Annotated in this window: 18 protein-coding genes; 6 read left to right on the top strand and 12 right to left on the bottom strand. The window is 39.3% G+C overall.

All coding sequences use genetic code 11. The features are described 5' to 3' along the window. Positions 1 to 36: 36 nt before the first annotated feature. From WCX87_RS02135 to WCX87_RS02120, 4 genes are all read right to left on the bottom strand, one after another. Positions 37 to 1,878, bottom strand: coding sequence for a primosomal protein N' (locus tag WCX87_RS02135; protein ID WP_345980390.1), 1,842 nt, complete (start codon positions 1,876 to 1,878; stop codon positions 37 to 39). A gap of 28 nt (positions 1,879 to 1,906) precedes the next feature. Next, positions 1,907 to 2,365 (bottom strand): prepilin-type N-terminal cleavage/methylation domain-containing protein, encoded by a 459-nt coding sequence (locus WCX87_RS02130; protein WP_345980389.1) that lies wholly within the window; start codon positions 2,363 to 2,365, stop codon positions 1,907 to 1,909. Positions 2,366 to 2,390: 25 nt separating this feature from the next. Next, the gene (locus WCX87_RS02125) at positions 2,391 to 2,810 is read right to left on the bottom strand and encodes a type II secretion system protein (protein WP_345980388.1); all 420 of its coding nucleotides are present in this window, start codon (positions 2,808 to 2,810) and stop codon (positions 2,391 to 2,393) included. 142 nt (positions 2,811 to 2,952) lie between these two features. Then, a complete protein-coding gene (locus WCX87_RS02120) occupies positions 2,953 to 3,372 on the bottom strand; it encodes a type II secretion system protein (protein ID WP_345980387.1) in 420 nt (139 codons plus the stop codon). Between the two features lie 210 nt (positions 3,373 to 3,582). On the opposite strand from WCX87_RS02120, the gene flgB reads away from it, so the two are divergent. The 4 genes from flgB to WCX87_RS02100 are packed head-to-tail and all read left to right on the top strand — an operon-like array spanning position 3,583 to position 6,621. After that, positions 3,583 to 4,014: a flagellar basal body rod protein FlgB gene (flgB, locus tag WCX87_RS02115; RefSeq protein ID WP_345980386.1), complete on the top strand. Its 432-nt coding sequence runs from the start codon at positions 3,583 to 3,585 to the stop codon at positions 4,012 to 4,014. A gap of 9 nt (positions 4,015 to 4,023) precedes the next feature. Then, positions 4,024 to 4,518, top strand: coding sequence for a flagellar basal body rod protein FlgC (gene flgC / locus WCX87_RS02110; protein ID WP_345980385.1), 495 nt, complete (start codon positions 4,024 to 4,026; stop codon positions 4,516 to 4,518). Positions 4,519 to 4,539: 21 nt separating this feature from the next. After that, on the top strand, positions 4,540 to 4,836 hold the full coding sequence (gene fliE / locus WCX87_RS02105) for a flagellar hook-basal body complex protein FliE (RefSeq protein WP_345981085.1): 297 nt from the start codon (positions 4,540 to 4,542) through the stop codon (positions 4,834 to 4,836). A 15-nt stretch (positions 4,837 to 4,851) separates the two neighbouring features. After that, positions 4,852 to 6,621, top strand: a complete 1,770-nt coding sequence (locus WCX87_RS02100) for a penicillin-binding protein 2 (RefSeq protein ID WP_345980384.1) — start codon at positions 4,852 to 4,854, stop codon at positions 6,619 to 6,621. Here WCX87_RS02100 and panC read toward each other — a convergent pair. Then, complete coding sequence (gene panC, locus WCX87_RS02095) at positions 6,598 to 7,419, bottom strand: pantoate--beta-alanine ligase (RefSeq protein WP_345980383.1); 822 nt, start codon at positions 7,417 to 7,419, stop codon at positions 6,598 to 6,600. The two genes, WCX87_RS02100 and panC, sit on opposite strands and share 24 nt — an antisense overlap. A gap of 54 nt (positions 7,420 to 7,473) precedes the next feature. Here panC and prfB point away from each other — a divergent pair, with 54 nt between their 5' ends. Then, complete coding sequence (prfB, locus tag WCX87_RS02090; RefSeq protein ID WP_345980382.1) at positions 7,474 to 8,574, top strand: peptide chain release factor 2; 1,101 nt, start codon at positions 7,474 to 7,476, stop codon at positions 8,572 to 8,574. 4 nt (positions 8,575 to 8,578) lie between these two features. On the opposite strand, the gene WCX87_RS02085 is transcribed toward prfB, so the two are convergent. Continuing rightward, a complete protein-coding gene (locus WCX87_RS02085; protein ID WP_345980381.1) occupies positions 8,579 to 8,899 on the bottom strand; it encodes a hypothetical protein in 321 nt (106 codons plus the stop codon). A gap of 44 nt (positions 8,900 to 8,943) precedes the next feature. Between WCX87_RS02085 and WCX87_RS02080 the strand changes: the two genes are divergently transcribed. After that, on the top strand, positions 8,944 to 9,657 hold the full coding sequence (locus WCX87_RS02080) for an arginyltransferase (protein ID WP_345980380.1): 714 nt from the start codon (positions 8,944 to 8,946) through the stop codon (positions 9,655 to 9,657). Here the strand turns inward: WCX87_RS02080 and WCX87_RS02075 are convergent. The 6 genes from WCX87_RS02075 to rpoB all read right to left on the bottom strand — a co-directional run bounded on the left by WCX87_RS02075 (position 9,654) and on the right by rpoB (position 22,407). Beyond that, a complete protein-coding gene (locus tag WCX87_RS02075; RefSeq protein WP_345980379.1) occupies positions 9,654 to 10,325 on the bottom strand; it encodes a hypothetical protein in 672 nt (223 codons plus the stop codon). The two genes, WCX87_RS02080 and WCX87_RS02075, sit on opposite strands and share 4 nt — an antisense overlap. A 95-nt stretch (positions 10,326 to 10,420) precedes the next feature. Further along, positions 10,421 to 12,511: an elongation factor G gene (gene fusA, locus WCX87_RS02070; RefSeq protein WP_345980378.1), complete on the bottom strand. Its 2,091-nt coding sequence runs from the start codon at positions 12,509 to 12,511 to the stop codon at positions 10,421 to 10,423. 128 nt (positions 12,512 to 12,639) lie between these two features. After that, entirely contained in the window at positions 12,640 to 13,107 is a 468-nt protein-coding gene (gene rpsG, locus WCX87_RS02065) for a 30S ribosomal protein S7 (protein WP_345980377.1), read from the bottom strand. 76 nt (positions 13,108 to 13,183) lie between these two features. After that, a complete protein-coding gene (gene rpsL / locus WCX87_RS02060; RefSeq protein ID WP_345980376.1) occupies positions 13,184 to 13,558 on the bottom strand; it encodes a 30S ribosomal protein S12 in 375 nt (124 codons plus the stop codon). 193 nt (positions 13,559 to 13,751) lie between these two features. Continuing rightward, positions 13,752 to 18,269, bottom strand: a complete 4,518-nt coding sequence (gene rpoC / locus WCX87_RS02055) for a DNA-directed RNA polymerase subunit beta' (protein ID WP_345980375.1) — start codon at positions 18,267 to 18,269, stop codon at positions 13,752 to 13,754. Then, complete coding sequence (rpoB, locus tag WCX87_RS02050; RefSeq protein WP_345980374.1) at positions 18,262 to 22,407, bottom strand: DNA-directed RNA polymerase subunit beta; 4,146 nt, start codon at positions 22,405 to 22,407, stop codon at positions 18,262 to 18,264. Before rpoB ends, rpoC begins: the two co-directional genes overlap by 8 nt. Positions 22,408 to 22,424: the final 17 nt, after the last annotated feature.

Below are 22,424 nucleotides of genomic sequence, written 5' to 3'. Positions count from 1 at the left end.
GGACTGAAATAATAACTTATATACTCAAGATCTACTTTACGCGAATTCTATGGGATCCATATCTATCTGTGCGGTCTCACTTTTTACAGAAAGAACAGCTTTGATGATATCTGTACTTTTTGTCGCGCGCAAAAGTATCATAAAGCGGTATTTATCCGCTATCTTTTCGATCGCCGATGCACCGAAACCGACGACCTCTACATCATTAAAATGTTTTAATCTCTCTACTGTGTCTAGCATCTCGCTTTGGGCTTTCGCTCCGTTTTTATGCGCGAACAAGATACGGCAAAGCTTTTTAAACGGCGGATATACTCCGCGTCTAAACTCCAGCTCATCTTTTAAAAATCTCTCATAATCATCTATGTAAGCTTCAAAAAACTCTTTATTAAAAGTCTGGACTATCACCCTTGCCTCTTTTTTGCGTCCGCTTCGTCCTGCTATCTGAATAAGCGAAGAAAGTGCCTTTTCCCGTGCTCTGTAGTCACTCATATTGAGCATATTATCAAGTCCCAGCACTACGGCCAAAGTGACATCATGATAGTCATGCCCTTTACTTAGCATCTGTGTCCCGACAAGTACATCTATCTCTTTGTCGTTAAACCTTTTAAGTGTTTTTATGAGCTTGTTCTGCGTAGTGATCACATCTCTATCAAACTGCTCTACATGTAAGCTCTCTAGATTTTCTTGAAGATGTTTGACTGCCTCGGCAGTCCCAAGTCTGGCACTTTTTAAAGAGTGTTCTTTACACTCTGGACAGACCTGAGGGATCTGAGTCGCAAAATTACAGTAATGGCACTTCAGCGTCTTACTCTTTTGATGGACACTCATCCCGACACTGCAGTACGGGCACTGATATTTATGTCCGCAGCTTGCACAGATAAGGTATTTAAAGTTCGCCCTTGTCGGAATAAAGACGATACTCTGTCCCTCTTTTTGTTTCGTCTTTTTTATCTCATTTTCAATAAGAGGTGTTATCGCTTCTAACGATGTCTCATATATATACTCTTTACGCGATTCAAAGTGACCGCCTTTCAGTCTGAAAGAGGGAAATTTCGCATAACTGCCAAGAGATGGTGTCGCACTTCCAAGAAGTACTCGAGCCCCGTAAAGCTGTCCCATATATATCGCCATATCTCGCGCGTTATATCGCGGTTTGGAAGAGGATTTGTAGCTGTCGTCATGCTCTTCATCTACGACTATCACACCCACATCCTGCATCGGAGTAAAAAGTGCCGATCTTGCCCCCGCGACTATATCGACTTCGCCGCTTCGGATACGTTTTAATATCTTCTCTTTTGCAACTTTTGTGATCTTAGAGTGCCACATCACGACACGTGAGCCGAAGTGGGCGACAAGACGCTGTTCCATCTGAGGAGTAAGTGAGATCTCAGGCATCAAAAATATCGCACGTTTTCCCTCTCTTATGACATCGCCAAAGAGCTTCATGTATATCTCTGTCTTACCGCTTCCCGTGTCTCCGAAAAGAAGAGAGACATCTTTACTTTTAGCAAATGAAAGAGCTTCATTTTGTTTTGCTGAGAGTTCTATCTCATCACTGAAGTCAGCCTCGACATCTTTACATGTAATTTCTTTATCAAAAGGGACTAAAAGCGAGAATGCTTCACCGAGTGAGCAGATGTAATAGTTGGAAATAAACTGTACGAGTTTTATCTGCTTGTCTGAAAAATAGAGTTTGCTTACATGTAAGATATCAAGAGTGTTAAACACAGGTTTATCTATCTTCTCTAAAACAACGCCCTGTTTTGTCTTGCCGTTTAACGAGATATCTACGACTGCACCCGCTTCTATTTGCTCTATACTTTGATAAGTAAGAGACTGAAGCGGAGAGTTTAATAAAGAGAGTAAGTAATAATTCATAAAAGAATTATACTTTAAAACTGACTATTTATTTAGACAACTGATCGCAATATGTTCCGGCAGTACATTTAAAAGTACCATCTGCATTATTATATGTGAATGTATTTTGAGCACCGGCGACTTTATATGCATAAGTAGTAGCACCTGTCTTCATCCAGCCGCCATCGCTATTTTTTGTTGTTATTCCATAAGTAAGAAGTGTACTTCCTGCCACTCCATTACCGTCAAATATAGTAACACCTGCTGCATTTTGTCCGACTCCGCTATCTAAAGCACTGATATATGAACTGTCACCTTTCATAAAACGTTTTTGTCTCTCTGTTGATATTGCAGTACGAATAGCTGCCACATCTGAACGACCGTTTGCCAGAACGGCATCTGTTCTCGTAGCAACCAATTTTGGTATCGCGATACCGGCTAATATACCGAGAATAACAATAACATAGACCATTTCGATCATCGTAAATGCATTTTTATACTTTTTCACCCTATAACCTTTTTTAAAAAATATATTATTCAACTACTCTTCCCCCCTTAAACACATATGTCTTCATCGAACCGTCTGCATTAATTATACCATTATGTCCGGCTTTTATTTTTACCGCATCTAAAACTGTCTGTGAACACCTGCTGTTAGCTGCATTTAATGTAGCGATGGAAATATTCCCGTCTGTAGCATCATTTAATGTGAAAACAAAACATTTTACAGTTTTATTAGCATCAGATACGGTGTAATTAACGAATGACCCTTTAGACATATATTCAGAAGAAAGATTATGAAGCCCTTGAGCAACATTCATCAGTTCCACTGCTGCTATTGCATCATTTCGAGTTGCAGATAACCGTGGAAAAGCGATAGCTCCGAGTATTCCAAGTATCACTATTACAAAAATAAGCTCGATCATTGTAAAAGCATTTTTTGAATTTTTCATAATATTCCCCTTATGTATAAGCTATAAATAACTATATATTAAATATATTTATATTTTGGAATAAAACTGCATTATAAAGATTGTTTTGAATTTAAAGAAGTAAAGAAGTCTCATCCCCCATAAGGGGAGAAGAGAAAATGTATTATTCAACTACGCCAGTTCCGCCGAATGCATAATCTTTAGCAGCAGGAGCAGCTGTAGTCCCACCAAGGACACCATTGTTAACCAATCTTGATTTAACTTCTGTTTCTACTACTGTTGGACATTTTGTAGCATTTTGAACTGTCGTAGTAAGCGTCACGTTACCATCAGGAGTAGCTCCAGTAAACGTAACACAACTTACAGCTGCATTTGCTTCAGTAAGTGAATTAGCAGCAAACGCACCTGTTGCTGTATATTCTGCACCTAAGTTTGATAAAGCTTGAGCAACACTTGTAACTTCAGAAGCAACTTTTGCATCATTTCTTGTAGCTGCAAGTTTTGGAATAGCGACAGCCGCTAAAATACCTAAGATAACGATAACGAAGATCAATTCGATCATTGTAAAACCAGCTCTTTTCATAAAGAACTCCTTGTAAATAAAAAATTGGATTACACTAGTAACCTTAATGATAATTATTCATCAGTTATTATTAATCTATGCTTAAACACCCTTTTTTCATCCGAATTGATCCTTACAAACTTATAATTAACTAAAAGTGTGGAAAATACCAATAAATGGAATAATAATTGCTTGTTAAAAAATAGTTACAAAACATACAAGGAATTCAAGATGAGTATTGAGATATCACGAGCACACTCTTTAATGGCACAAGCACTTGATTACCGTTCTATGCGTCAAGATATGATAGCATCGAACATAGCAAATGCGGACACTCCGTTTTACAAACCTCGTGATATAAGATTTGAAGATACTCTTATGCAAAAAGAGAGAGAGATCTTTAATGACCAATCTCACACATTACAGATGGCACACACTAACGGTGCACATCTTAATGCACTTCCTGAGACAGATAATTCTAAAGCAACTCTGTTTTACAGAGACGGACATATGGCTAGAAACGACGGTAACAGTGTAGATATAGACGTCGAAACTACTGAAATGAGTAAAAACTCTACTATGTACAATGCACTGATCGCATCGATAAGAAAAGATGCAAATATCTTCAAAAGCGTTATCGACGCTTCCGGTAAATTAAGTTAGGAATAGATTATGAGTAATTTTTTAAGCAGTTTTGATATTAGCGGTTACGGACTTTCAGCTCAAAGAACACGTGTAGATGTCATCTCTTCGAATATAGCAAATGCACAGACTACCCGTACTGAAGAGGGTGGTCCGTACCGCCGTAAAGAGGTCGTATTTAAAGCCATTAACTTTAACGATGCTATAAATAAAGCGATCAACGGCGAAACAAACTCTGCTAAATACGAAGACCCTTTAGATGAAGGTCAAGCTGGCAGTAAAGTAAATCCTGCTATAATGAGTGTAGTAGTTGACAAGATATCACGCGATGATACTAAACCAAAGATGAAATATGACCCGACTCATCCGGATGCCGATGCAAACGGATACGTGGCATATCCAAATATTAATCCTGTTGTGGAAATGGCCGATTTAGTAGAAGCGACACGTTCGTATCAAGCTAACGTTGCAGCATTTGAAAGTGCAAAGAACATGGCAACGAGTGCTATTTCTCTTTTACAGTAGGACAAGGAATAAATTATGGCAATCAACAATATTAACGGTCTCTCAACAGCTGACCTTTTAAACCAAAAATCTCCTGCCTCACAAACATCCAATGCCGGGGAAGCTTTTGCTGACAAACTAAAATCTGCTATGAACGAGGTAAACAACCTTCAAGTAGACAGTGAAAAAGCGATGAGCGATATAGCTACCGGTCAAGTAAAAGACCTGCATCAAGCAGCACTTGCGATAGATAAAGCGGAGATAAGTATGAAGCTGATGTTAGAGGTACGCAATAAAGCATTGAACGCATACAAAGAGATCAGTAGAACTCAGATCTAAGCAGCCTAGTCTTTAATGCAAAACATCTCTAATAGAACTAAATCAAATAAGATATTTCTACTTTTTTCCATCATAGTCCTAGGCTTTATCGTCTTTTTAAGCGTTATGCTTTTTACGGCGATAAATCCAAGAGACATCCCTTCCCTTTACACCTCCGACACGACAAACGCCAAAAGAGGCAATATCATAAGTGCCGACGGATTTCATATTGCAACCACACAAAAGCTTTACAAAGCTATTGTTAACACAAATTACATAGATCCTAAAAAAGAGAATCTTTTTATACAGCTTTTCAGCATATACAGTAATATCGATCCAAAAGAGATACAAAAACTTCTTTATAAAAAGAAAGGTGTCGTAGTCCTGAGCTATAACATCAACTCAAAGCAGGCACAGTATCTTAAAAACCTGGCATTTGAACTAAGACGCTATAAAGTGTTTGTAGAGATTGAAAATCCGAAAACACATATCCGATCGTTACAGGGGCTGAGCATTATAGAAAGCGGTGAAGCACGAATCTACCCTTATGGAAACCTTTTAACACCTGTTATCGGCTATCCACATAAGATAGAAGATGACGGTTATACAAAAATACGCGGTGTTAAAGGTGTAGAGAAACGCTATGAAGATGAACTCTCATCAAAACAGGATGCCAAACAGTTTGCTCCAAGAGATGTAAACAACTATATGATACTTAACAAAGACAGCTATACAAAACCCGGTATAGACGGTCTTGACGTCAAACTCAACATCCCGGTTACCCTGCAGATTAAGATCGAAAGAATCTTGGACAAGATGAAAGAGAAGCTTGATGCCAAACATATTATGGCTGTAGTTATGTCATCAAAAGACGGTAGAATCCTTTCACTTGCAAGTTCTAACAGATATCTTCCTCAAAACATACTAAAAAGTGATTACCCTTCTCTTAACACTTGGGCGATAGAGTACGCATTTGAACCGGGATCGGTTATAAAGCCTTTAACTTTTACTCTGCTTTTAGAAAAGAAACTTGTCAATCCATATGATCTCGTAAACGGACATAACGGAAAGTTCAAGATCGGTAGAAAAGTCATAACCGATGAGCATAAGTTCGATTGGCTGAGTGCAGAAAATGTCATTGTCTACTCATCAAATGTCGGTATGGCGCAACTGGCGCAAAGATTGACCGGACTCGATTTTTATGAAGGTCTGAACCGCTTTGGACTCTCTCGTAAGACAAACATCGACCTTTCATACGAAAAAGAGGGTTCTATCCCTACATCTTCACAACTAGACGATGAGATATATAAAGCTACGGCGTCATACGGGTATGGTATGAAAGTGACACTTATACAGCTTGTCAACGCATATAATGCGTTTAATAATAACGGTAGAGAGGTGATCCCTACTTTGGTCTCGTCACTTATAGACAAGGATGGCAAAGAGACTAAGATACCTTTAGATACCAGCCATCAAGTCATCGATCCGGCAACCGCAAAAAGGATGAAAAAAATACTCATCAAAACGGTTCAGGAGGGAACAGGTACAAAAGCGATCACTCCGGGACTTGAAGTCGGAGGAAAAACGGGAACTGCGCACATAGTCGAGGATGGAGAGTATGTTTTTAAATACAACACTTCATTTTTGGGATTTGCGAATGACGATACGCACAGATACACCATAGGAGTGGTGGTCGTACAACCAAAGAACAACCACTTTGCTGCACAGACTGCCGTACCTGTATTTAAAGATATTGTCGATCTTTTAGTAGATGAGAACTACTTAAAGCCAGATGTTGTCCAGTAGTCTGGTACTGCCGACTACCGCTTCTACAAGTACGATAGAGTTTCCAGGTATTACTTTCTCAAGCGGTTCAAACTCTCTGCTGACAATGGCCACATAAGATATCTCATTAGGTAAAAGGATATTTGTCATCTCTTCTTTTATGCGTTTAACATCGTAAATACCCGACATCACCATATTTGTAGCTTTTTTAAGTGAAAGAGGTATTTTTAACGCCTCCTCCTTTTCTATCGGAGTCAAATATTCATTTCTGCTGCTGAGTGCAAGTCCGTTTGCATCGCGCATTGTATCGACAGGCACGATATTTACATCCATAAACATCTGTTTGACCATCAATGTTATCAAGTTCAGCTGCTGCGCATCTTTCTTTCCAAAATATGCATTTTTAGGATTGACGATGTTCAGAAGTTTCATCACAACGGTCAAAACACCGCTGAAATGACCCGGACGTGATGTCCCTTCAAGTATATATCCTCTTACATTTGGAGCACAGACAGTGACTTCATCTTTGCCATAGATATCATCTGCATTCGGATAAAAAAGATAATCGACTCCTGCAAGTTCGCACACACGTCTGTCAGCCTGCTCGCGTCTTGGATATTTGTCTAGATCTTCCCCTTTTAAAAACTGCGTCGGGTTTACAAATATAGATACGACAACGATCTCATTTTGCTCTTTTGCTTTTTTAATAAGCGATATATGCCCGTTGTGAAGTGCACCCATTGTCGGGACAAACCCAATACTCGCATCTAAACTTCTTAACTCATTTTTTAGTTCTAAGGGAGATTGAAAAACTCTCATTTTTAAGCCTCTGTGATATATAATCGCAATTATACAACATTAGGGAAATCTTTTATGGATAATTACGAATATACTGAACTATTAAAAACACTGCAGTTAAAGATGAAAAACATTGCAGGAGTTGTTGAGCCTAATAAGATAGAAACAAGACTAAAAGAGATCGAAGAGCTTGAAAACTCTCAAGATTTTTGGAACGATGCTGCTAATGCAGCAGTGATCCAAAAAGAGAAAACTCAATTAGAGAGAAAGCTTCAAAAATATAAAGATGCTTCTTCTGCACTTACCGATGCTAAAGATCTGTATGATATGGCAAAAGAGGAAAACGACGAAGACACGATAAACACTTTGTTTGAAGAGGCCGACAACCTTGAGAACTACGTACGTCAGATGGAGATCAGCGTACTGTTAAGCGGTGAGACCGATCCAAACAATGCAATCGTATCTATCCATCCGGGAGCCGGTGGAACAGAGTCTCAGGATTGGGCGTCGATCCTGCTTAGGATGTATACAAGATGGGCAGAACGTCATGGCTTTAAGGTTGAGACGCTTGATTATCAAAGCGGCGAAGAAGCGGGGATAAAAGATGCGTCCATACTAATCTCGGGTGAGAATGCGTATGGATACCTGAAAGTCGAGAACGGGATCCACAGGCTTGTTCGTATATCTCCTTTTGATTCTAACGCAAAACGCCACACATCATTTTCATCAGTTATGGTATCTCCGGAGATCGACGACAACATAAACATCGTCATAGAGGATAAAGATATCCGTATCGACACTTACCGTGCTTCAGGCGCCGGTGGACAGCATGTCAATAAGACAGAATCTGCTATTCGTATCACGCATATTGCAACGGGAATCGTTGTCCAATGTCAAAATGACAGAAGTCAGCATAAGAATAAAGCAACGGCGATGAAGATGATGAAGTCTCGTCTTTATGAGTATGAACTAGAACTTCAAAAAGCAAAAGAAGCGGGTGTTGAAAAAAGTGAGATCGGATGGGGACATCAGATACGTTCATACGTTCTTCAACCATATCAGCAGGTAAAAGATACAAGAAGCAACGAAGCATTCAGTAATGTCAGTGCCATACTTGACGGCGACATCGATGCAATGCTAGAAGGTGTATTAATCGCTCAAAACAAAACAAAATAAGGAGCTATTCACGCTTCCTTATAAAGCTGTAGCCGATAAAAGCGATCCCACAGATAATAAGAGCGACTACAAGGTAGCGGATATGCTCTTTTTGTTTCTCTTTATACGCCTTCATAAAAGATGGTGTTTGAGGCTGCTTCTTAGATGACACTACATTTTGAGGCAGACTTGCTTCCATTCTTGCAATATTAGCTTCTGCTATCTCATTTTCCGTTAACGCAGTATCAGGCTTTGCCCAAAACAATGCAGTGATGCCGACTACCAATAAGATGATGCCGATAGTACGAGATAAAATAATTTTATGTTTTATTATAAATTCAAGCATACAAAATTATACACTATTTATAGAAGTTAGTATAAAATTACACTATGAAACTACTGAAAGAATGTACCCTAACAGATAATTGTTCCTATTTAAAAGATAAAGAACAGACTGCCCACTATAAAATATTGTCAGAGTGTAATCAATCTTACTGTACCACATTGACACAAAGAGGCTGGCGTAGATTTGGCAAAATGTTTTTTAGACCGATATGCGAAGGATGCAACGAGTGTCAAAGTATTAAGATCGATGTACAGAACTATAATTTTTCAAAATCAGAGCGCAGAATTATTAAAAAGAACAGTCACTTAAAAACAGTTTTTCAACAGCCTACTGTTACACAAAAGCACATAGAACTTTTCAACAAATATCATAAATATATGCATGAGAAGAAGGGATGGGATAACAACCAGACAGATGCAAAAAACTACTACACATCATTTGTAAGCGGACATGACGACTTTGGATACGAAGTACTCTATTTTGATGATGACAAGCTAATCGGTGTAGATCTTATCGATGTACTCGATAACGGAGTCTCATCCATATATTTTTATTATGATCCGGACTATAGACATCTCTCTATAGGAAAATATTCACTCTATAGACAAATAGCATTTGCGAAGATGAACGGTAAAAAATGGATATATCTGGGGTACTATGTAGAGGAGTGTGAAAGTCTGTCTTATAAAAGTCAGTTTAAGCCCTATTTAACACTCCAGGGACGCCCTTTAGAGTATGAAGAGGACAGATGGGATTAGTAGTTTTCTAATCCCTCTTTTTGCTGTTTATATATCTCTTTCTTTTTTTCGTTGACCATCTGCTGAAGCTCTTTTTGTAAAGATTCCTGACGTTTTTTATCACTATTGCGTATTCTTTCTATATTTGAATACTTGTTTTTTTTCGCTTGGGCCTCTCTCATTTTCTTTAAACGAGCCTGCTCTATCTTGTCTTTTTCAAGATCATCGATATAAGTAGTATAGTACTGTGTGTCTTGCAGCTCAGCTTCATGAGTTGAGATAAACTCTCTTAATTTCTCTTTTTGTGACGGCTTATTTACAATATTAAGATCCACAAGTTCTTTAAAAGTCTCGGTATCGTTATTATCGATAGACTCTCTAAATTTTGAATTTGCAAGCCTGACAAACTCATCATTTAATTTAGAAAGTCTTCTCAGTTCGTTCAGATAAGTAAGCTTGTCATATTTGGTATCACCGGATTCAATTGCGAAGCCCTTCTCTTTGAGCTCTTCACACTGTAATGCATACTCTGTGATCTTTTCTTTATCCTGAGAAAAAGAGGGAATATCAGAAAGCTTTTTAATGTCATTCACGTTATCATAAACAACATCACCGAGTAATGCGTATACAGCAGGATTTTGTGCGAATGAAAATATAAATAATAGAGGTAAAATAAACAGTTTTAACATTATAGTTCCTAACAGTTATTATGTAGCGAGAGAAATATCGGCATATCTAGAAAAAAATTTAATTGTAGAGGAACACCCCCGAAGGAGTGCAAAGACTATCCGTTACGTTTTTTGATAATCTCTTCAGATACGTTTCTTGGAACTTCTTCATAATGGTGGAATTCCATAGAATAAGTAGCACGTCCTTGAGTAGCTGAACGAAGGTCAGTAGAGTAACCGAACATTTCAGATAATGGAACGTATGCATCAACGATCTTGTTACCAGCACGGTCACCCATGTTGTTAACTTGACCACGACGACGGTTAAGGTCACCGATAACGTCACCCATGTAATCTTCAGGAACTTCAACTTCAACTTTCATCAATGGTTCAAGAATTGCTGCACCAGCTTTTCTTGCACCCTCTTTGAATCCCATAGAAGCAGCAAGTTTAAACGCCATCTCATTAGAGTCGACTTCATGGTATGAACCGTCGAATACAGTAACTTCAACGTCTTCGATCGGATAACCGGCAAGAACACCGCCTTGCATCGCTTCACTAACACCTTTTTCAATTGCAGGAACGTACTCTTTTGGAATAACCCCACCTTTGATCTCGTTGTTAAATTTGAAACCTGCACCAGCTTCGTTTGGCTTGATACGTAAAAATACGTGACCGAATTGTCCACGACCACCAGATTGTTTTGCGTATTTGTACTCTTGAGTAACTTCAGTTTTGATAGCTTCACGGTAAGAAACTTGTGGAGCACCAACTTCTGCTTCAACTTTAAACTCACGTTTCATACGGTCAACGATGATCTCAAGGTGTAACTCACCCATACCAGAAATAATTGTCTGACCAGTCTCTTCATCAGTGTGTACACGGAATGATGGATCTTCTGCAGCAAGTTTACCAAGTGCGATACCCATTTTTTCTTGGTCAGCTTTTGTTTTTGGCTCAACTGCAACAGAGATAACCGGCTCTGGGAAATCCATTCTTTCAAGAACAACCATATCTTCAGGAGCACATAAAGTATCACCTGTAGTTGAGTATTTAAGACCAACAACCGCACCGATCTCACCAGCGTAGATCTCTTTTACTTCTTCACGCTTGATTGCATGCATTTTCATGATACGACCGATACGCTCTTTTTTATCTTTTGTAGAGTTGTGAACATATGAACCAGACTCTAAAGAACCACGGTAAACACGTATAAATGTTAACTGTCCAACGAATGGGTCAGTCATGATTTTAAACGCTAATGATGCAAACGGACCTTTGTCAGTTGATTCAACTACAACTTCTTGAGTCTCGTCATCCATCATAGTACCTTTGATTTGTGGTACTTCAGTCGGAGCCGGTAAGTAAGCGACAACAGCGTCAAGTAGAGTTTGAACACCTTTGTTTTTAAACGCTGTACCAGCAGTCATTGGAACGATATGCATAGCAACTGTTGCTGCTTTGATACCTGCAACGATCTCATCTTCAGTTAATTCTTCACCCTCAAGGAATTTTTCCATAAGAACTTCATTACCGTCAACTTCAGAGATAGACTCGATCATTTTTTCACGGTATTCTTCAGCTTTTTCTTGCATATCTGCAGGAATCTCTTCAACGTGGTAGTTTGAACCCATTGCAGCATCTTGATCCCAAACGATAGCTTTCATTTTCACTAAGTCAACAACACCTTGGAAACCGTCTTCAGCACCGATAGGTAGTTGTATAGGAACCGGATTACCTTTTAAACGATCACGGATTTGTCTTTCAACTTCATAGAAGTCTGCACCAGTTCTATCCATTTTATTAACGAAAACGATTGAAGGTACGCCATAACGGTTTCTTTGTCTCCAAACTGTTTCAGATTGAGGTTGAACACCACCAACCGCACAGAAAACTGAAACTGCACCGTCAAGTACACGCATAGAACGCTCAACTTCAATAGTGAAGTCAACGTGGCCCGGAGTATCGATAATGTTGATCTGTTTACCAGCCCATTCACAAGTAGTTGCAGCAGAAGTAATCGTAATACCACGCTCTTGCTCTTGTTCCATCCAGTCCATTGTAGCAGCACCGTCGTGAACCTCACCGATCTTATGCTCAACACCTGTATAGAATAAAATACGCTCTGTTGTTGTTGTTTTTCCTGCATCTATATGCGCAGCAATACCGATGTTTCTTACATCTTCTAATTTATGTGATCTTGCCATTATTTTACCTTAAAAAACTTTTTTATTTGAGAGCTGAACCTCTTTCATAAAATGATAAGACTCAGTTTATGAAAGAGGTTTTATATGTGAGAACTTCACACAAGGTGAAGTTCGACAAAAAGTTACTATTACCAGCGGTAGTGAGCAAACGCTTTGTTCGCTTCTGCCATTCTGTAAGTATCTTCTTTTTTCTTGAATGCTGTACCTTTTTCAGAACTTGCATCCATTAATTCATTTGCAAGACGTTCTGCCATAGTACGCTCATTACGATTACGAGATGCGTCAACTAACCAGCGAATCGCTAATGATTGTTGACGTACTGGACGTACCTCTACTGGAACTTGGTATGTTGCACCACCAACACGGCGGCTTTTAACCTCGATAATCGGTTTAACGTTGTCGATAGCACTGTTAAATGTATCTATACCAGTTTTTTCACCACGTGAACTAATGATATCTAATGCACTGTAGATAATTTTTTCAGCTGTACTTTTTTTACCGTCTAGCATGATTTTGTTTATAAATTTCGTTAAAACTTTGCTTCCATAAATTGGATCAGGCATAATTTCACGAACGGGAGCTTTTCTTCTTCTCATCTCTGAATTTCCTTGTCTTCAATTAATTTTATAATTTACTCAAAAGCATTACTGCCTCTGTCACATTCGTGAAAAATTATTTTTTAGGTCTTTTTGTTCCGTATTTAGAACGAGCAACAGTACGGTCTTTAACACCAGCACTATCTAATGCACCACGTACGATATGGTATTTAACCCCTGGTAAGTCTTTGATACGACCGCCACGAACTAGTACTATTGAGTGCTCTTGAAGGTTGTGACCCTCTCCACCGATATACGAAATAACTTCAAATCCTGAAGTTAAACGAACTTTTGCTACTTTACGTAGAGCCGAGTTTGGTTTTTTTGGTGTAGTAGTGTAAACACGAGTACAAACACCACGACGTTGTGGACACGAAACTAACGCAGGTGATTTTGATTTTTTAACCACTTTTTTACGCTCGTTACGAATCAATTGGTTGATTGTTGGCATACAATTCCTTTCTTAAAATGTTCCAGTAGAATTTAATTCTTTCTCATCCCATATGGCTGAGAGAATTATAAACGCGTAATTTTACATAATTAGCTATTAAAGTTTGCTTATTTTAAGTATTTATTAAACTGTTCTAAAAGTATTGAATAGATTATTTACATGTAAGCATTTTTGCTTACATGTAAGGGAGAAATTAGTTAGTGTAGTCTTCGAATTTTAGTGCTGAATCTTTGTAGATACCAGTACCAACAGGAATAGTACGTCCGATAATAACGTTTTCTTTAAGATCCGTCAGGTCATCGAATTTAGCTGAAACAGCTGCTTCAGTTAAGACTTTCGTAGTATCTTGGAACGATGCAGCAGAGATAATACTATCTGCTGATACCGCTGCACGTGTGATACCTACTAGGAACGGATCTGCAATCGCAGGACGACCGCCTAGACGAATGATCTTCTCATTCTCTTCGATAAATTTATTTCTAGAGATAAGATCACCCTCGATAAACTTCGTATCACCAGATTGTAAAATCTTAATCTGACGAAGCATCTGAGTAAAGATAACCTCGATATGTTTATCGGCGATATTAACCCCTTGTGAACGGTAAACTTGTTGTACTTCGCTTACAAGGTAATTGTGTAATGCTTTCACACCTAATATTCTTAAAATATCATGAGGAGAACCGATACCGTCAGTCAACTTCTCACCGGCATGAACATACTCACCCACATTTACTTGTGGAGAAAGAGATTTATCAACAAAGTACTCTTTTATTACTCCACTGTCTGAAGTAATAAGAATACGCTCTTTACCGCGTAATGCTTTACCGAAACTTACAACCCCGTCGATCTCACTGATTACAGCGTTGACTTTCGGACGACGTGCTTCAAAAAGCTCAGATACACGTGGAAGACCACCGGTAATATCGCTTGATTTTTGAAGCGCTTTTGGTGTTTTAACAAGTGTATCTGCGATTTTAACCTCTGCACCGTTTTGAACGTATACAGAAGATTTTGGATCGATAGCATATCTGATGATCTCACCGTCTTGCGTTGCTAGAACGATAGTCGGTTTGTACTCTGGTGAGATATGCTCGTTAATCATTAGACGAGTTTTACCAGTAAGTTCATCATATTGAGATGAAGCTGTAACACCGTCGATAACATCTTCAAAACTCACTGTACCGTTTGCTTCAGATATGATCGGGTTAGAGTATGGATCCCACTCAGCTATTACTATAGACTCTTCTTTTGCAGGTTTAGCTATCATAGTATCTGCTTCAACAACTGCATCATCATCTTGCTCAACGATTGAACCGCGAGCGATATAGTGACGGATCGCTTCATGATCAGAACCATCTACGATACTTGCAAATAGACCTTTTTCTTTTACTTCATGACCAGCTTTAACGCCTTCGTATCTCTCTAAATAATCACCTTTAAGTAGGAAGTACTTAATAGTACCAGCTTCTTTAGCTCTTATTTTTTGAGTTATCGGATCACCGTCTTTTACCATGATCTCAGAAGCGTATGGAATGTGATTTGGAACGTTCCATCCGTCATTGATCTTTTCAACGATAGACTCTGCATTTTTAACTAGATCACCGTGTTTGTACGGTAAATACAGTTTACTTTCGATATGTCCGCCGACACCAGCAAGTTCGTTTGGACGTGCAACTTCATTTTTTCTAAGTGTATAACGTATCGTTTCTTTTTCACCGACAACACTGATGATCATCTCATCATGGATTGACTGGATCTCGACTCTACCGTCAAATGGTGCTTTAATCTTCGGTTCAACAAGTAAGATACCTGCGTTACGACGGTTAGCAACGATTTGTTTGCCCTCTTTAGAAGTGTATGTTTTAAAGTTATAGTAACGGATAAAACCTTCTTTAGATGCAACGACTTGGCGCTCTTGACGAGTGCTTGACGCCGTACCACCCACGTGGAATGTACGAAGTGTAAGCTGTGTACCAGGCTCACCGATCGACTGAGCAGCAATAATACCGACAGCTTCACCGCGACGTACCAAGTTACCAGTACCAAGGTTTAGTCCGTAACAAAGTGCACAGATACCACCCTCTGACTTACATGTAGTCGGAGTACGGATATATGCTGATTTGATTCCAGCTTCAACAATAGTCTTCGCTTTTACTTCATCAATCAGAGTACCTTCAGTGAAAAGGATCTCATTTGTTATAGGATCGATAGCATCATCTGCAAGAACACGTCCATATAAACGGTCTTCTAAAGACTCGATCAATGAGTTGTGATCAGAGATATCAGAGATCTCGATACCTTCGTGCGTATGACAGTCATGCTCAACAACTTTAACGTTTTGTGCAACGTCGACTAGCTTACGTGTCAAGTAACCCGCATTCGCTGTTTTAAGAGCGGTATCGGCAAGACCTTTACGCGCACCGTGAGTCGAAATAAAGTACTCAAGAACGTTTAGACCCTCTTTAAAGTTCGAGATAATCGGAGTCTCGATAATGTCACCGTTTGGTTTAGCCATAAGACCACGCATACCGGCAAGCTGACGGATCTGAGCTGCAGAACCACGAGCTCCAGAGTCAGCCATCATATGGATCGAGTTGAAACCGTTTTTATCAGTCTGAACAAGAGTCATCATCTGAGTTGCAACGATGTTGTTTGTATCTGTCCAAACGTCGATGATCTTATTGTAACGCTCTTGCTCAGTTAAAAGACCAGCTTCAAACTGTTTTTGGATCTCACGAACTTTGTTTTTCGATTCTTCTATCTTCGGAGCTTTCGCTTCCGGGATAATAATATCATCGATAGAGATCGATACACCAGCTTCTGTTGCTTGTTTGAAACCAAGATCTTTTAGTGCATCAAGGAATGATGCAGTAACACCGATACCACCATGTTTTTGAACATAGTCAACTAGTTCGTTGATCGCTTTTTTCTTCATTACACGATTCCATAACTCTACAGGTACGAAATCAGGAATGATAGATTTAAGGATCAGACGACCAGCAGTCGTATGGATCAATCTTCCATTTACGCTTGAACGGATCTTCGCGTGAATATCTAAAGCTCCATGCTCGATAGCGATTTTTACTTCATCAACGTTTGCAAATAGTTTATTTGAACCTTTTACACCGCTCTTCTCTAGAGTGATATAATAGATACCAAGGACCATATCTTGTGACGGAGTAGCGATCGCTTTACCAGATGCCGGTAAAAGAATGTTCATAGATGCAAGCATCAATACTTTTGCTTCAGCGATAGCTGCAGAACCTAGTGGAACGTGAACAGCCATTTGATCCCCATCGAAATCGGCATTGAATGCCGCACAGACTAGAGGGTGAAGCTGAATAGCTTTACCGTCGATCAATTTAGGGTGAAACGCCTGAATTGAAAGTTTGTGTAGTGTCGGAGCACGGTTTAGTAGAACCGGATACCCGTCAACTATTTCAGCAAGACATTCCCAAACTTCGTTTGTTTTGCTTTCGATCATCTTCGTAGCAGCTTTGATCGTAGTCGCATAGCCTTTTTCTTCAAGTTTCGCAATTAGATGCGGTTTGAAAAGTTCAAGAGCCATTTTCTTAGGTAAACCACACTCATCCATACGTAAAGATGGACCGACGACGATTACAGAACGTCCAGAGAAGTCAACACGTTTACCAAGAAGGTTTTGACGGAAACGTCCTTGTTTACCCTTAATGATCTCACTTAATGATTTAAGTGGACGTTTGTTTGCACCTTTAACTGCATTTGCACGACGGCCGTTGTCAAATAGTGCATCAACAGCTTCTTGAAGCATACGTTTTTCATTTCTAACAATGATCTCAGGTGCTTCAAGCTCAACAAGACGTTTAAGACGTTGGTTACGGTTGATAACACGGCGATACAGGTCATTTACATCAGATACTGCGAATTTCCCGCCGTCTAGACTTACTAGAGGACGAAGATCCGGTGGAAGTACAGGTAAAACAGTAAGCATCATCCATGCAGGGTTGTTACCGCTGTTTAGGAATGACTCGATTACTTTTAGACGTTTAGCAATTGTTTTACGTTTCGCTTCTGAGTTCGTAGCATCAATCTCCTCTTTAAGTTGAGAGAAAAGTTCCACTAGATCGATATCATCAAGAAGATCACGGATAACTTCACCACCCATTCTTGCTTTGAAACCTAGCTCACCGAATCTCTGAACTAAAGTACGGTATTGCTCTTCGTTTAGAACATCGTATTTAATTACCGGTGTTTTTGCTTCAGCATCATAGTATGCTTCTCCACCCTCTTCAACGATGTATGCTTCATAATAAAGTACGCGCTCAAGGTCTTTCATCTTAACACCGAAAAGTGTACCGATACGAGACGGTAATGAGCTTACGTACCAGATGTGAGCAACAGGCGTAACAAGATCGATATGCCCCATACGGACACGACGAACTTTAGAACTTGCTACTTCAACACCACATTTTTCACATACTACGCCTTTATAACGCATTTTTTTGTATTTACCGCACAGACACTCATAATCACGTACAGGACCGAATACTTTTGCACAGAACAGACCATCGCGCTCAGGTTTTAGAGTACGATAGTTGATCGTTTCCGGTTTTTTTACTTCACCATGACTCCAAGAAAGTATTTTTTCAGGAGATGCAAGGCGAAACTGCAGTTGTTTTATATCTGTTGGGCGATTATCTTCTTTTACTTCAATTGCTACTAATTTACTCATCGTCTTCAACCTCGTCAAAAATCTCTACATCAAGAGCTAGTGATTGTAGCTCTTTTGTCAATACGAATAGTGTTTCTGGGATTCCAGATTCAGGAACCAATTCACCTTTTGTAAGTGCTTTATATGCACGAACACGACCGTCAACATCATCAGATTTGATAGTCAACATCTCTTTAAGAACAGCAGAAGCACCGTATGCTTCAAGAGCCCAGACTTCCATCTCCCCGAATCTTTGACCACCGAATAGTGCTTTACCACCGACCGGCTGTTGAGTAACTAAAGAGTATGGTCCAGTTGAACGAGCATGGATCTTCTCATCAACTAAGTGGTGTAGTTTTAAGATGTACATGTAACCGACGTTTACACGCTCTTTCATCTTCTCACCAGTTTTACCGTCATATAGAACAGTTTTACCGTCACTATCCATCTTCGCAAGTTCGAATAATTTATCAAACTCTACTTGGTTTACACCCTCGAAAATAGGAGTTGCGAATTTAACACCTTTTGCCCAGTCTTGTGCATATTTAAGTAACTCATCGTTGCTCATTTTGCCTAAAAGTTCTTGTGCGTTCATAAGTCCTGCAACATCAGATATCTCTATCATCTTCGCACGGATATTATCTAAGAACTCAGCTTGTTTAGCATCGAACTCAGCTTGGATCTGGTGACCAAGTTCACGACCGACCATACCAAGGTGCATCTCTAGAACCTGACCGATGTTCATACGAGATGGAACCCCTAGAGGATTCAGACATACATCAACGCTGCGTCCATCTTCCATATACGGCATATCTACTTCAGGTACGATGTTAGAAACGATACCTTTATTTCCGTGACGTCCAGCCATTTTATCACCCACTTTTAGGTGACGTTTTGTAGCTATGTAAACTTTCACGTATTTAACAACACCGTTTGGAAGGATGTCATCATTTTCTAAAATAGCTAGCTTCTCTTCGTGCTCATCACGGAAGATTCTTTTTTGCTTTTGGAAATAGTTTTTCATAACATTGTATTGATTCTGAATATCTTCAGAGAACGATTTAACAATGTTGTTCATAGCAAAACGGTTTACATCTTTAAGGTCTTCACCGTTGATGATGTCGCCTTTTTTATAATCGTTTCCGTTGATAGTGATATCTTTTCCTAACGGCTCTTTTGTTAAAAGTGCAGTTATTCTGAAGATCTCCTCTTTATCTATCATAAGAAGACGGTCATAGTGCTCACGCTCTAGGTAATCACGTTCCTCTTTTTCAAGCTCTAGTGAACGAGGATCTTTGTCATACCCTTTTTTCGTAAAGATCTTGATATCTACTACGACTCCTTCCATAGATGGTGGACAGTAAAGAGATTTATTTACAACGTGACCTGATTTTTCACCGAAGATCGCACGTAATAGTCTCTCTTCAGGAGTAGGTTTAACTTCACCTTTAGGGCTTACTTTACCTACAAGGATCATACCGCCTTTAACGTTAGTACCTATTTTAACGATACCGCTTTCATCAAGATGAGCCAGCTCCTCTTCACGAACATTCGGGATATCGCGAGTGATCTCTTCTACACCGTGTTTAAGTTCACGTGCTTCACACTCTTTTTCATAGATATGTACAGATGTAAATGCATCTTCACGGATCATACGCTCAGAGATAACGATAGCATCCTCGTAGTTATAACCGTTCCAAGGCATAAATGCGACCATAGCATTAACGCCAAGTGCAAGCTCACCTTGATCCATATTCGGACCGTCAGCAATGATATGCCCTTTTTCAACAAACTGACCGATTTTTACGATCGGTTTTTGTGAAAATGACGTATTTTGGTTGGTACGAAGATTCTTTTGTAACGGATAGTAATCTATAAAGATACCGTCTTCATCTTCACCTTTGATATAGATATGTTTCGCATCAGCTTTCTCAACTATACCTGAACGTTTTGCATAGATACATTCCCAGCTGTCGCGAGCAACAAGTTTCTCAACACCTGTTCCAACCATTGGAGCCTGCGGACGTAATAATGGAACTGCTTGACGCTGCATGTTCGATCCCATTAGTGCACGGTTGGCATCATCGTGTTCCAAGAATGGAATAAGTGATGCTGCAACACCGACAACCATATGAGAAGAAAGGTCAGCATATTCACACTCTTTTGCAGAACGGTAAATGATCTCACCGTCTTGACGTACTGCGATCAGATCTTCTATAAACTGACCTTTTGCATCAAGTTTATTTGAAGCAGCAGCGATCATCTTGCCCTCTTCTTGAGTAGCAGTAAGGTATACGACTTCACTTGTCACCATACCGTCTTTAACCACTTTATACGGTGCTTCGATAAATCCATGCTCATTAACTTTAGAGTAAGTCGCAAGAGTATTGATAAGACCGATGTTTTGTCCCTCCGGAGTCTCAATCGGACAGATACGACCGTAGTGAGTCGGGTGAACGTCACGCACTTCAAATCCGGCTCTCTCTTTAACAAGACCGCCCTCTCCAAGTGCAGAAAGACGACGTTTATGCGTTAGCTCTGATAGTGGATTCGTTTGATCCATAAACTGAGATAATTGTCCGCCTGAGAAGAACTCCATAATCGTCGAAGTGATCATCTTAGAGTTGATAAGGTCATGAGGCATAAGCTCATTCATAGGACCGCTCATAGTAGAGAGCTTGTCTTTGATCGCTTTTTGCATCTTGATAAGACCGTTATGTAACTCGTTTCCTAAAAGTTCACCGATTGAACGGATACGACGGTTACCCAAGTGATCTCTATCATCGATATGACCTTGGCCGTTTTTAACTTTGATAACGTATTTAACAGTGTTGATAATATCTTCGTTTGTTAAAACTGTTACATACTCAGGAATGCTCATACCAAGTTTGTGATTCATCTTCATACGACCGACACGAGTCAGGTCATAACGTTCTGGATCAAAGAAAAGTTGGTTAACAAATGCTTTTGCTGCATCTTTTGTTACAGGTTCACCAGGACGCATAACTTTATAGATACGGATAGCAGAAAGATCGTTCTCATCTTCGATATCTTCTGTTTGTTTTAAAAGTTTTAATGAATCAGCATCAGCGATAAATGCATTGATGATAGAACCGTCAACACCCTCAGCTAAGTCATTAGCGATTACAAATGAATCAACACCTGCTTCTGCCATCTTTTTAAGTTTTGTCTCATCGATCGCAGTCATCGTGTCAAATAACACTTCACCTGTTTCAGGATTGATGATAGGCTCAGCTAAGTGACGCTCAACTAACACATCAAGTGGATAAGTGATGTTAGTGATACCGTCATCGATAAACTTTTGAGCTTTTTTAACTGAAAGTCTTTTCCCTGCCGTGATAAGAGTATTACCCTTGTCATCAACTAGATCAAAGTCCAATCTTCCTTTAAAATCATCTGGATTAAATTTAATAGTAAAACTGTTATCTTTAATTTTAATAGTTTGTAATGGGTAAAATAATTTTAAAATATCTTGTTTTGAGTATCCTAAAGCACGGAACATGATCGTTACAGGAACTTTACGACGCTTGTTGATTCTCATATAAAGGATATCTTTTGGATCATACTCGAAATATAACCAAGAACCACGGTCTGGAATGATCTGACCTGTATAGATAAGTTTATTTCCAGAAGTCGTAGCTTCCTCTTCTTTAAAAATAACACCAGGAGATCTGTGTAACTGGTTAACGACAACGCGCTCGACACCATTGATGATAAATGAAGTACGTTCAGTCATCAAAGGAATATCACGAACAAATATACTTTGTTCTTTAATATCTTTTACGCCTAATTTCTCTTTTGTGTTTTCATTACGTTCCCAGATAACAAGACGTGTCTTCATTCTAAGTGAAACTGCGTAAGTAAGTCCACGCTCCATACACTCACGAACAGTGTATTTAGGTTTACCTACTTCGGAACCTATGTACTCGACTGTTAATCTATTTTGAGCATCATGGATAGGGAATACTGATTGAAATACATTTTCAATACCACTTTTTGAACGATCATTTGCATCAAGCATTAAGAAGTTATCGTATGAACTTTGTTGTAATTGTAGTAGATTTGGAACTTCTATTTGCTGAGGAGTTTTTGCAAAGTCTACACGTAAACGATTTCCAGAATATAAAGTGTTTAACATGGGCTACCTCTAAGTAA

Origin of the sequence: Sulfurimonas sp. HSL3-2 (genome assembly GCF_039645965.1) — a bacterium.
GTDB classification, from domain to species: domain Bacteria; phylum Campylobacterota; class Campylobacteria; order Campylobacterales; family Sulfurimonadaceae; genus Hydrocurvibacter; species Hydrocurvibacter mobilis.
This window is presented reverse-complemented; position numbering and strand designations above follow the sequence as displayed.